The 12,459-nt window shown below is 37.2% G+C and carries 11 protein-coding genes; 8 read left to right on the top strand and 3 right to left on the bottom strand.

Annotated elements, in window-relative coordinates; translation table 11 throughout:
• Positions 1–4: 4 nt before the first annotated feature.
• Positions 5–943, bottom strand: coding sequence for a gliding motility-associated C-terminal domain-containing protein (locus ASE74_RS19560; RefSeq protein WP_082458859.1), 939 nt, complete (start codon positions 941–943; stop codon positions 5–7).
• Positions 944–974: 31 nt separating this feature from the next.
• The gene (locus ASE74_RS19555) at positions 975–1,646 is read right to left on the bottom strand and encodes a hypothetical protein (protein ID WP_055912717.1); all 672 of its coding nucleotides are present in this window, start codon (positions 1,644–1,646) and stop codon (positions 975–977) included.
• Positions 1,647–2,073: 427 nt separating this feature from the next.
• On the opposite strand from ASE74_RS19555, the gene ASE74_RS19550 reads away from it, so the two are divergent.
• Positions 2,074–3,648 carry an Ig-like domain-containing protein gene (locus ASE74_RS19550; protein WP_157255488.1) on the top strand — a complete coding sequence of 525 codons (1,575 nt, stop codon included), beginning with the start codon at positions 2,074–2,076 and terminating at the stop codon, positions 3,646–3,648.
• Between the two features lie 79 nt (positions 3,649–3,727).
• Here the strand turns inward: ASE74_RS19550 and ASE74_RS19545 are convergent, their stop codons facing one another.
• On the bottom strand, positions 3,728–4,111 hold the full coding sequence (locus ASE74_RS19545; RefSeq protein ID WP_157255487.1) for a MauE/DoxX family redox-associated membrane protein: 384 nt from the start codon (positions 4,109–4,111) through the stop codon (positions 3,728–3,730).
• A 137-nt stretch (positions 4,112–4,248) separates the two neighbouring features.
• Between ASE74_RS19545 and hemA the strand changes: the two genes are divergently transcribed.
• From hemA to ASE74_RS19510, 7 genes are all read left to right on the top strand, one after another.
• Positions 4,249–5,475 (top strand): glutamyl-tRNA reductase, encoded by a 1,227-nt coding sequence (hemA, locus tag ASE74_RS19540; protein WP_055912708.1) that lies wholly within the window; start codon positions 4,249–4,251, stop codon positions 5,473–5,475.
• Positions 5,476–5,868: 393 nt separating this feature from the next.
• Entirely contained in the window at positions 5,869–7,449 is a 1,581-nt protein-coding gene (gene hemC, locus ASE74_RS19535; protein WP_200912330.1) for a hydroxymethylbilane synthase, read from the top strand.
• Positions 7,450–7,614: 165 nt separating this feature from the next.
• A complete protein-coding gene (gene hemB / locus ASE74_RS19530) occupies positions 7,615–8,583 on the top strand; it encodes a porphobilinogen synthase (protein ID WP_055912702.1) in 969 nt (322 codons plus the stop codon).
• A gap of 96 nt (positions 8,584–8,679) precedes the next feature.
• The gene (gene hemL, locus ASE74_RS19525; protein WP_055912699.1) at positions 8,680–10,050 is read left to right on the top strand and encodes a glutamate-1-semialdehyde 2,1-aminomutase; all 1,371 of its coding nucleotides are present in this window, start codon (positions 8,680–8,682) and stop codon (positions 10,048–10,050) included.
• A 144-nt stretch (positions 10,051–10,194) separates the two neighbouring features.
• On the top strand, positions 10,195–11,061 hold the full coding sequence (locus ASE74_RS19520) for a sensor histidine kinase KdpD (protein ID WP_055912696.1): 867 nt from the start codon (positions 10,195–10,197) through the stop codon (positions 11,059–11,061).
• Positions 11,062–11,069: 8 nt separating this feature from the next.
• Entirely contained in the window at positions 11,070–11,774 is a 705-nt protein-coding gene (locus ASE74_RS19515) for a response regulator transcription factor (RefSeq protein WP_025146905.1), read from the top strand.
• Positions 11,774–12,289 (top strand): hypothetical protein, encoded by a 516-nt coding sequence (locus tag ASE74_RS19510; RefSeq protein ID WP_055912693.1) that lies wholly within the window; start codon positions 11,774–11,776, stop codon positions 12,287–12,289. The genes ASE74_RS19515 and ASE74_RS19510 overlap by 1 nt, the downstream gene beginning before the upstream one ends.
• The last annotated feature ends 170 nt before the right edge of the window (positions 12,290–12,459 follow it).

Raw genomic sequence — 12,459 nt, 5'->3', positions numbered from 1 at the left:
TTATCTATCTTAGGATAGTAATATATCCGTTCTGCTCAATCCATGAACCCTTAACATTCCTGACCCTAAGCAGGTAGAAATATGTTCCATCGGCCAGTTTGCTCCCGTCCCAGTTGTTTTTGTAATTTATAGCCTGATATACTGTGCTTTGCCACCTATTAATAATGGTAAGCTGATTCTCATCAAATGAATCGAGGTTATCGATAATCAGGAAGTCGTTTTTACCATCTCCATTGGGGGTAATCACATTAGGCACCCTGATTGCTGATATGTTTTTGTTGTCGGTAGAAGTATTATTGCTCAAATCCGGATCAGTTTCCATAGCGGTAACATTTGCCGTATTGCTTACTTTACCCGCTTGTTTGGCCATAACTTTTACAATCAGCTCTGAGAAATATCCATTCTGTAGCTGGGGGATCGTCCAGTTTATCGTCCTGTTTTCAACATCATAGTTAGCAGTTCCATCAGTTGGAGTATCAAAGCTCTCAAAAATCAAATTATCCGGTAGTTTGTCAACCACCTTGATCTGGTTGGCTGTGGCTGCACCGTTGTTGCGCACATTTATGGTGTAATTAAAAAGCTGGTTACTTAGCACTTCTCTAATTTCCGATCGTTTTGTAATGGCTACATCAGCAAGTATTGGCTGTGCTATAATTATCTCAATCTCAACAGATTCATCAGAGGGACAGTCACCACTGTTCAACGCCACTACCTTATAAATTCCGGGCTCATTAACTGATAAACTGGATGTATTTATTCCCGGTAGCACATTACCATCCCTGTACCATACAAAAGAGGAAGCCTCAGCACTGTTTGCCTGAAGCGCAGCTGTTCCGCCATTTTTTAGGACGAATTTTTTTCTTTTTACCGCTGTCTGGCCATGACCTTGCACAACCAAAACCAGAAACATTGCAAAAAAGAAAAAGACGAACTTGCGCTCCATGAGGTATTATGCTGAATTATGCTGCTGACGTTTAAAGCGTTTCTTGGGCTGCACCTGTTACTGTTACAGTTGGGGTAATTGGCTTAGCACTAACTATTACCTCTTTAATAGCAGACTCGGCTTTACAATAATATGCATCGGTACCCGCAGTTGTAACCTTATAGGCCGTCCTCAACCTTAGCTTATAGGTTCCGGCAATGGTTGGGGTGTAATTAATGCCCGTTGCATCAGTAATCTTACTTTCTGTACCACCGGTGTTAACTGTGTACCATTGATAGGCAAATGTTTGGTAGGTATCCTGAGTGGTAACATTACCTTTCTGTTCTTCAGCTGTATTAGCGATACAAAAATTCTTGGGTGTAAAATCTACACTTAGCGATTTAAACACATAAACCGGAATTTCCTGGTATGGAGTTTCACAGAGCGTAGCATCCGCAGGTGTACCTTTTAAATAGTAATACCCGGTTGCTGCGTTTTCAACAGTATTTGGTGCAGTGATTGTTACAGATGTTCCGGTAGTTGCAGGATCATTAACTGCCAGATCGACCTTGGTAGCACTGTAATAAATTTTATGAGTATACCCAACCGGTATTGTTGCAGATGCGGCGTCGGCATAACTAAAACTTCCTCCCGCACATACCAGGGTTACGCCAGATGTTGTAGGTGTAACCTGTGCATGTAATACCAATTGTGTACAAGTCATTAAGACTGCTAACGATAAAATAAATCTAGTAAAAAAAATTTTCATAAAAATGCTGTTATAGGGTTTAATGATTAGGTAATTTACTTATTAAATAGGTGTATATTTAAGACCATAAATATATATTATTTATTTTATGTTTTTGTAATAATAAAACAACAGGATTACGAAAAAATAATTTATTTTTATGCTCTTGTTAAAATTGGTCAAATACATTTATGGGTACTAATAAATCAATATCTATCTGTTTTACGCACTGCTGGATATTTTTTAGCTATGGATTGAACATAATTTTTTTACTTTTCAAAAAAAGATATGACTTGCAAAAATAGATATTTTAAAAATTAATTATTCGTCTTCAATGTAGTTTCGGATATACAAATTTTGTAGTTTTAAATTTATAATAAATAATAATTAATATAGCCATTAAATGACTAAAAAGTACATACTTATATTTATCTTATCCATATGTATAAACATAGTTCGGGCACAAAGCACATTGGATACTGATGGAGACGGCATTGCCAACAATATAGACCAGGATGATGATAACGATGGGATTTTAGACGCAATTGAAAATACGTGTTCACTTCCTCCGTTCAGTACTTCAATTAATCCCCAACTGTTTTGGGATTTAAATTCAACACCTTTTCCAGGGTCACTGGAAAAGAATTTGTTTGCTCCAGATGTAATTACCTCAAGTAGTAGTGTTTCGTTTGGGGGAGGATTTGCATCTTCCACAAACGGCTATCTTTGGACATTTAATAATGCCACTGCAACAACCTCGGCACAAGCAATAAGCAATAATCAGTACATACAGGTTACTATTCCTATGGCCAGTACCGCAAATAGGGTTTATGAGTTAAAAGATTGGATAACTTATTATGCACTGAACCAGCTTCAGAATGTAAAGATTGTAATATCCACCAGTCCGGCATTTACCACTAACACGGTTTTGTATGATGGTACTGTACCTACATTTTCAGCTGGTGAAGGCTTTTATAAAACATCCCTGACTAAGAATTTCAGGTTGTTATATGGCAATACCTATTATGTGAGAGTTTATCTTTACGGCAACAAAAGTGCGTTTAATTTCGATAGTTTTAGCTTTAATGGAGTTTGTTATACAGATACTGACGGTGATGGAATTCCAGATTTGGAAGATACAGATAGTGATAACGATGGTTGTTCAGATGCCAATGAATATTACAATGACAAAACCAAAAGCGGAAGTGATAATAGATATGGTGATGCCAGTTCGAGAACTGTTGACGCAAATGGGAGGGTTATTGGTGCCACATACACATCAACTAAATACAATAATGTGATAACGAGGGGGGGCATGGTGGCAATAAATACTCAGCCAGTGAAAAAAATTGTAAATGTTGGTGATAATATCAGTTATACCGTCGGTGCCATCACATCCGCAGGGAATTTAAGTTACCAATGGCAAGTTTTAACTACAGCAACAGGTAGTATATGGACCGATATTACAAATGCGGGAGGATACAATGGTGCCTCCACAGCTACCCTTTCCATTACAAACGCAACAAAAGCCATGAATATTTATCAGTATCGCGTTAAGATAATTAATGACAATAATGTTTGCCAGGAGGCAGTTTCAGATGCTGCTTTGCTTGATGTTAAACCTCAGGCTATCAATGATAACGTATGCTATACTCCGCACATTAACCAAACCGTTCCTGTTTTGAGCAATGATAATGTTGGCGACACGCCAAATCCTACAACTGTAGTGATTAAAGACCCTGTTACATCAATATTCTCTAATGCAATTACCGTAACAGGCCAGGGCAGCTGGGAAGTGAACAATACAACAGGCAATATTACCTTTAAGCCTCAGGCAGGTTATAACGGCAACCCTTCAATAACTTATAAAATGATGGATAACGAGGGCAACAGTTCTAACGAAGCTACCGTAACGCTAACAGGTACCACTGCGCCTGCCGTTATTGTGCAGGGCAGTCCACACTCAGCTGTATTTTGAAATTTACTTAAACCATTTTTTATAAACCATCAAAATTTCATTGCACTCCGCTCCAAATGATGCATTTTTTATAAGATAATCAAGTTGTTTTTTTATAATAATACCATGCCCAACCCACAAACAATAACTGAACTGGCAATCTTAACCATGCAATAAACGGTGTTACCAATATTTTGCCCAACTTAAACGGAGCCAGCTGGATCATGTAGATATGAGCAGGTAAAAAAGCGATCAGCATCAATATAATCAGCAACGCGGCAAGCTTACGCGTTCCGGAAAAAAGCAATAATACACCTAAAATGATTTCTAATATTCCAGAAAAGTAAATTAAAAAGCCAGGTACAGGCAACCATTTTGGCATAATTACGTAATATACTGTAGTGGATAAAAAGTGATTACATCCTGCCAGAACGTAGAAAGCAGCATAAATTAAGAGTAGAAACTTATAAATTGGTTTTTTCATCTAATCAATATTATATTTGATGATAATGCGGCTCTATTTAAAACCGTTCTAAATTGATGTAAATTACAGGTTAATGACAGTCACATGCCTTCACCCTGTTACTTTTGTATCCCGATAATAGTTAATAACGGAATCACTTGGAATATTTAAAAGTAATAGCTTTTACGCATCACCACATCGACCTGAAATCTTTAGGGAAATTAGTTATTTGTGACCAGAGTTTAGATAGCAGATTGAAGAATGTTCAAGCAGAACTTCCCGTTAGCGAAATTTTCTATATTGGAACCTGTAACCGTGTTGAATTTGTTTTTCTTACCAAAGAGAAAACCGACAAGGAATTTGTAACCAGGTTTCTTACCGTTTTAGATATGGGCCTGCCTCCCGAATTTATGGAGCGCTTTCTTGATAACGTTTCTGTTTACGAAAACGAAGAGGCCTTTAATCATTTGCTCCGCACATCATGCTCACTGGAGAGTTTGGTAGTTGGCGAGAAAGAAATTTTAGCACAAATTCGTAAAGCTTACGAAAATTGCCGCGATGCTGGTTTTACTGGTGATTACATGCGCATGATCATGGATCGTGTGGTTAAAACGGCTAAAGAAGTTTATACGCATACCAATATTTCAAAAAACCCTGTTTCTGTTGTTTCATTGGCATACCGTAAATTAAAAGAACTGAATATGTGTGGCAACTCACGTATTTTGATCATTGGTGCCGGTGAAACCAACCAGAATATTGCAAAATACCTTAATAAGCATAAATACTCAAATTTTTCCATTTTCAACCGTACACTCTCAAAAGCAGAAACCCTGGCCGAAGAGTTGAACGGAAAAGCTTATCCTTTAGAAGCACTTGAAGATTTTAACGAAGGCTTTGACGTGATTATTACCTGTACAGGTTCTACCGAAGCAATTATCGATGAAGAATTGTATGCCAAGTTATTAAAAGGCGAAACAGGCAAAAAGGTTATTGTTGATTTGGCCATTCCTAATGATGTTACACCGGCTGTAATTCACAATAATCCTGTGCATTACATTGAGGTAGAATCACTTAAGGAGGTAGCACGCAAAAATATTCAGGAACGTTACAACGAACTGGTACATGCAGAAGAGATTATCAGCAATAATATTGCTGAGTTTTTTTATGTATTGAAACAACGCCGTATCGAACTGGCAATGCAGGATGTACCCCGTAAAATTAAAGAAATCAAAAATACAGCCTTAAATGGTGTATTTGCTGATGAAATTAGCCAAATGGACGATGCATCGCGCGAGGTTTTAGAACGTGTAATGAACTACATGGAGAAAAAATGCATCAGCGTTCCGATGATTATGGCCAAAGAAATTCTGGTTAATCAACCTTAATCAGCTTAAACGCAAAAAGCGTTAAGGCTTTTGCAAAGGGCACCAAGTCTGGTGTTTTACACTTTTTCTAACATTCTTCATTTGTGTCATCCCGAATGAAATGAATGATCTTTCATTTTTAGAGAAATCCTTAAAATAATTTTCTTGTCGTTTATGCTGAACTAGTTTCAACCTCACCCATAGGCTATACACATAGGATATTCTTTTCCTTAAAATCATGTCACTCCTCTTGATTTTTATACAATAAATTACTCCTCATAATCACAAGTCACTTATGTAATGTCACAGAAATCCCTTAAATTATCCCTTCTGTAACCTCACTGTCTCATTTTTAAACAATTCATGGTATAAATCACTAATTAAATTAAATTTGCAACTCATTTAACCTTTATAGTGAAGAAATTAACCATCGGAACACGCGGTAGCGACCTGGCTTTATGGCAAGCAAATCATATAAAAGATGAATTGGCAGCCATTGGAATTGAAGCAGGAATAAAAATCATTAAAACACAGGGTGATAAAATCCTGAATTTAAGATTGGATAAACTGGAAGGCAAAGGCTTTTTTACCAAAGAACTGGAAGAAGAGCTTTTGAGCGGAACAATTGATTTGGCAGTACATTGCCTTAAAGATCTGCCAACTACTCATCCAGATGGATTGATTATTGCCGCATTGCCTCCACGCGAAGAAGCAAGTGAATACCTGCTGATTTTAAAAGATTGTGTGGATGTTTCGCAAAAACTTTCCTTAAAAAAAGGTGCCATGGTTGGTACTTCATCCAATCGCCGTAAAGCACAGTTGCTGGGCTTGCGTCCTGATCTTGAAATTGAAGATCTGCGTGGAAATGTACCTACACGCATTCAAAAGCTTCGTGATGAAGATTACGATGCCATTTTGATCGCAAAGGCAGGTGTGAAGCGTTTAAATCTTGATGTGAGTGATTTACATGTAGAAGAACTCGAAACTACAGAATTTATTCCGGCACCTGCACAGGGCGCTTTGGCGATTCAGATCAGGGAAAATGATACCGAACTTTTTGATGCGCTTCAAAAACTGCACGATCCTGAAACAGCAGAAACAGTAACCGTAGAGCGGAAGGTTTTAAATCTTTTTGAAGGAGGTTGCCACATGCCTTTAGGTTGTTATTGCAAAAAGGAAAATGGAAAGTTCGAAATCTGGACATCAAAAGCCGAAACTGCAGATCACTTTCCTGAACGTTTATTTTTACGCGCAGAAAGTACCGAAGGTTTGGCCGAAACAATTGTAGCCAAGTTTAATGTAGAAAGAAAAAAACCTGCAAAGGTTTTTATCTCACGCGAAATTGGCGAACACAGTTATTTCCGCAGAGCATTAGAAAATAATAATATTGAAATAGAAGGACGTTCATTAATTCGTACTTTTCCAATAGTAACTGTTTTAGATCAATTCATTTTACGACAGGTAGATTGGGTTTTCTTCAGCAGTCGCAACAGCGTTGAATATTTTTTCAATCTAAAACCTGTATTGCCTAAAAAAACAAAATTTGGTGTAGTTGGAAGAGGATCGGAAGATGCTTTGCGCAAATTTGGTCATTTTGCTGATTTTGTTGGTGAAAGTGGCGATATTACTGAAGTTGCTGAAGATTTTGCACAATTGGTTAGCGGGCAGCAAGTATTGTTTCCAAGAGCGCAGGATTCTTTACAATCGATTCAAAAGTCGCTACCAGCTGATGCTAAAATAATCGATTTGCCAATTTATGAAACGGTTATAGAAGAAGATATTGACCAGAGTTATGCCGATGTGCTGATTTTTACCAGTCCTTCAAATGTTGATGCCTATTTTGTAGATAATTTATTAGAACCAGGCCAACAAGTAATTGCTATCGGTAACTCTACCGGCAAAAAATTTGACGAAATGGGAGTGAAATACGCATTGCCATATTCACCTGACGAAATTGGGTTGGCTGAAGCTGTTTTTGGAATAGAGATAAAGTAAGTTAAGGTAGAAAGTTTAGGGGAAAAAGCAGGAAGCATAATGCTATATATTAAATCCAAAAAATCTGTGTAATCAGTCAATCTGTGCAATCACCCTAAAAAAAATAAAAAAGATAAACAGGCCTCAACACTCGAATTTAAGGCCTTGATGCTAAATAAATAAAATATGTTAAATCGTCCACGTAGATTAAGGAAAAACCCATTGGTGAGGGAGATGGTAGCCGAAACCCGGTTATCGAAGGATATGTTTGTGTACCCTTATTTTATAGTGCCGGGCAGCAATGTTAGCCATGCTATTGATGCCATGCCAGGTGTAAACCATTATTCGGTTGATACCCTGGTAAAAGATGTTGAGGCTGGAATGAAAAAGGGGCTTAACAAAATTATGCTTTTTGGTGTTGGTGATGAGAAATCAGAAGATGCAAAATCTGCTTATCACGACCATTCTTTGGTTCCAACCGCAGTTCGCGAACTTAAAAAGCAGTTTGGCGAAGATTTATACATCATTACCGACGTTTGTGTTTGTTCGTATACTACCCATGGTCATTGCGGAATTTTAGAAAATGATTATGTTCAAAATGATAAAACCGTTGAGGTAATTGCTAAAATGGCTTTAGCACATGCCGAAGCTGGCGCTGATATGTTTGCACCATCAGATATGATGGATGGGAGGATTGAAGCCATGCGGAATCTTTTAGATGAAAATGGTTTTGTAAACGCAGCCATTATGAGTCATGCCACAAAGTTTGCTTCAGCCTATTACGGGCCTTTTAGAGAGGCTGCAGATTGTGCACCGAGTAAAGGTGATAGAAAAGCCTATCAGATGGATTTTAGAAACCCTTTGGAAGCTTTACGTGAGGCCCAGCTTGATGAGCAGGAAGGTGCTGATGTGTTAATGGTGAAACCTGGCTTGGCTTATTTAGATATTATCCAGCGGTTAAAACAAGATACCAATTTGCCGATTGCAGTATACAACGTATCAGGCGAATATTCGATGGTTAAAGCTGCCGCAGAACGCGGATGGATTGATGAACAAAAAGTTGTGATGGAAACCATGCACGCCTTTGCCCGTTCAGGTGCAAGCATTATTACTACTTACCATATTAAAGATATTTTAAATAATAACTGGATTTAGATAAGCTGAAAGCTTAGAGCAAAAAGACCAAAGCCATTTTATAGCGCTTTACTTTTCGCTTTAAGCTTTAGTCTTTCAGCTTTTAGCTCAAAAAAAATGTTAGATTCATTAAAAAAAATGTTTTCAGGCAACGAAGCCGATATTCCAGTAAATACAGGAAGTAAACCTGATATTTCGAGGGCTAAATCTGCGGAGTTGTACGAAAAATCAAAAACGTATTTCCCAGGTGGTGTAAATTCTCCGGTAAGGGCTTTCAAATCTGTTTATGGTACACCGCTTTTTATCGAAAAAGGGGATGGCTGTTACATCTGGGATGCCGATGGCAATCAGTTTATTGATTTCTGTGGAAGCTGGGGCCCATTAATTTTAGGTCACAATAATCCTAAAATCCGCGAAAAAGTGACTGAGGTAATGCAGAACGGAATGAGTTTTGGTGCGCCAACAGCTTTAGAAAATGAATTGGCAGAACTGATTATTAAAAACAACCGTTTTGTAGAGAAAATCCGTTTCACCAGTTCAGGTACCGAAGCGGTAATGTCGGCAATACGTTTAGCAAGAGGTTTTACCAGTCGCGATAAAATTTTAAAATTCGAAGGTTGTTACCATGGCCATAGCGATTCGCTTTTGGTTAAAGCAGGTTCTGGCTTGGTTACTTTTGGCGAAACATCTTCGGCAGGAGTACCAAAATCTTTCGCCGAAGAAACCATTGTTATTCCTTTAAATGATAAAACTGCTATTGAGCAGGCTTTTGCTCAGTTTAAAGATCAAATTGCTGCTGTAATTATCGAGGGTATTCCTGCAAATAACGGTTTAATCATTCAGGATGAAGATTACATTCATTTCTTGCGTAAAATCTGTACCGAGAATGGTTCACTTTTAATTTTTGATGAAGTAATTACCGGATTCAGGGTAGGTTTTGAAGGTGCTGCTGCACATTATGGCGTTACTCCTGATATTGTAACTTACGGAAAAATTATTGGAGGTGGCTTGCCTGTTGGTATGTATGGGGCACGCACAGAAATTATGGCGCATATTTCTCCAGATGGCGGTGTTTACCAGGCAGGAACTTTATCTGGTAATCCGGTGGCCATGGCAGCAGGTATTGCAACGTTAACAGAGTTAAATAAATCAAGCTTTTATAAAGATTTAAATACCAAAGCGCAAGAATTTGTGGCCAGTATTCAGCGTTTTGCAACTGCGCGTAACTATAAATTCAAAGTATTTACAATTGGATCTATTTTCTGGTTTGCCTTTACCGATAAAGATAAAATTCAGTCGGCTGATGATATTGATGCAGGAAGTATGGAGAAATTCAAAATTATGCACCGCGAATTATTAAATAGAGGAATTTATTTAGGCCCATCAGGATATGAAGTTGGTTTTGTATCTTCAGCACACACAAAAATTGAACTGGAGAAAGCGAAACGTGCTATTTTTGAAGCATTAGACTTGGTATTTAAAAAGTAAGGCTTTATTTAAAGATTGTTATCGCGAAAAACAAAGTAATCCTACTATAATCGCTAGGCTTTAAACCCTATAGCATTCAGATTGCTTTGTTGTTACTTCTCGCAATTACGGACAAGAGACATCTGTGTAATCAACCCTAAAGAAATGAAGAAATCTATAATAATATTTTACGCATTACTGTTATATGCACTGATTCAGCTCATTTCGTGGGGAACTTTGGTAGTGCGCTTGCAGCCCAGCCGCATGACGATGATTATGGGGGAGGGATCTGTATTTCTATTTTTGCTCTGTATTGGTGGATATTTTCTTCACCAGTCGTTAAAAAGGGAAGATAAGCTAAGAGAGCAGCAACAAAACTTCTTAATGTCGATTACACATGAATTAAAATCTCCTTTAGCGGCTATAAAACTTTCTATTCAAACTATTGTTAAAAGAGATTTAGATAAAGCCCGTCAGGTTTCATTACTCAATAATTCGTTAAAAGATATTGAACGACTGGATGATTTGGTAGAAAACATGCTATTGGCAACAAAAATTGAGAACCGGTCTTACACGTTTCCAAAAGAAGAATTTAACTTTTCCGAATTGGTTTCAAAAATTACAGATCGCCTTCAGGTTCACTCTTGTGGCAACGAACAATTGATTAGTACGCATATTCAGCCAAATTTGCAGATAATGGGTGACAGATTTGCCTTATCGTCAGTTGTTACCAATTTAATCGAAAATGCAGTAAAGTATTCTAGTCCATGTGATGAGATAAATGTGCATTTAAACAATATAGATGGTCATATTCATTTAAGTGTGATTGATAAAGGGCCAGGTATTTCAGATGCCGAAAAAATGTTGATATTTGATAAGTTTTACCGCGTTGGTAACGAGAATGTCAGAAAAGCGAAAGGAACAGGTTTAGGCTTGTTTATTGTGAAAGAGGTTTTACAATACCATGATGCAGATATTACAGTAAAAGACAATTTGCCTCAAGGAAGTATTTTTGAAGTAACATTTAGTTAATCTCAATTATGTCACAAAAATTAAGAATTCTATTGGTAGAAGACGAGGATCACTTGTTAGATGCTATCAAATTAAACCTCGAACTTGAGGGTTATAAAGTTCACGCCGTTAAAGATGGCAAAACCGCTCTTAAAATTTTTAAAGAAGAACGCTTTAATCTAATTATTTTAGATGTAATGTTGCCTGAAATGGATGGTTTCCAGGTTTGCGAAACAATCCGTTTAGAGAATGCAGAAGTTCCAATTATGTTTTTAACAGCTAAAAACACTTCCGAAGACCGTGTTTTAGGTTTGAAAAAAGGAGCTGATGATTATTTAGTTAAACCTTTCAACTTGGAAGAATTAATTCTCCGTGTTGGTATTTTAGTTAAACGCAGTTTAAAATCTGATGATTTAAAAGAATTGAATTCTTATAAAATCGGTGATAAAACAATTTATTTTAACTCTTTCGAATTAAAACACGATGATGGTACCATTACGCCATTAACAAAAAAGGAAACGATGTTATTAAAACTGTTGATCGAGCGTAAAAACGATGCAGTATCAAGAGAGCAGATATTAGAAACCGTTTGGAATTACGATGTTTATCCATCAACCAGAACAATTGATAATTTTATCTTAACGTTCCGCAAGTATTTCGAACCAGATCAAAAAAATCCGGTTTATTTCCATTCCATCCGTGGTGTAGGTTATAAATTCACTGATAGTCATTAATGTACAATAATAAGGGCAGATATGCTTTAATGGCAGTTTTTGTGCTTGCTGCATTGGTTTGTATTTTTTATAACCAATATCAGCTGGCCGCTGTTTCCGGGCTGTTATTTGCCTTTGTTGTTTGGAGTCATTTTAAACATGGTTCTGTTTTAATGGCATCAAAGCACTTTAAAAATAATGAATTTGGTAAAACCAAAGCATTGCTGGCCGAGGTTGCAAAGCCTGAGCGTTTGGCTAAAACCCGAAGGGGTTATTACGAGTTTATGCAGGGCAATATGGCATTGAAAGAGGAAGATTACGATAAGGCTGAATATCACTTTCAGTTAGCCAGTCGTTTTCCTGTAGGTGGCAAGAATGAAAAATCTTATGTATTAATCCATCTGGCTAATCTCGCGCTGCGGAAGAAAGATAGAGAGCGGGCAGAGGCTTACACCAAATTGGCCAAAGAACTTGCAGAAACCCAACGATCAAAAGATATTATCGTTAAAATTGAAAAAGAAATAAGCAAAATATAATATTAATAGTGTCATTTTGACTAACGAAGCACCAGTTTAGGAATAAAAAGGTACTTCGTTTTTTTTTTATTTATACCTTTGCGCAATTAAAATTTTTATCCATACGTTATCCTCAATTCAATTTAGGATCTATTTGTAAATATAGATACTGAAATAAATTCAGCATGACG

Source organism: Pedobacter sp. Leaf216, from assembly GCF_001421515.1.
Taxonomy (GTDB): Bacteria; Bacteroidota; Bacteroidia; order Sphingobacteriales; family Sphingobacteriaceae; genus Pedobacter.
This window is presented reverse-complemented; position numbering and strand designations above follow the sequence as displayed.

Coding starts and splice junctions, on each gene's coding strand:
- ASE74_RS19520 (WP_055912696.1), top strand. CDS start 10,195: ATGAAGAAATCTATAATAATATTTTACGCATTACTGTTATATGCACTG.
- hemB (WP_055912702.1), top strand. CDS start 7,615: ATGTTAAATCGTCCACGTAGATTAAGGAAAAACCCATTGGTGAGGGAG.
- ASE74_RS19515 (WP_025146905.1), top strand. CDS start 11,070: ATGTCACAAAAATTAAGAATTCTATTGGTAGAAGACGAGGATCACTTG.
- hemL (WP_055912699.1), top strand. CDS start 8,680: ATGTTAGATTCATTAAAAAAAATGTTTTCAGGCAACGAAGCCGATATT.
- ASE74_RS19555 (WP_055912717.1), bottom strand. CDS start 1,646: ATGACTTGTACACAATTGGTATTACATGCACAGGTTACACCTACAACA.
- ASE74_RS19510 (WP_055912693.1), top strand. CDS start 11,774: ATGTACAATAATAAGGGCAGATATGCTTTAATGGCAGTTTTTGTGCTT.
- ASE74_RS19550 (WP_157255488.1), top strand. CDS start 2,074: ATGACTAAAAAGTACATACTTATATTTATCTTATCCATATGTATAAAC.
- ASE74_RS19560 (WP_082458859.1), bottom strand. CDS start 943: ATGGAGCGCAAGTTCGTCTTTTTCTTTTTTGCAATGTTTCTGGTTTTG.
- ASE74_RS19545 (WP_157255487.1), bottom strand. CDS start 4,111: ATGAAAAAACCAATTTATAAGTTTCTACTCTTAATTTATGCTGCTTTC.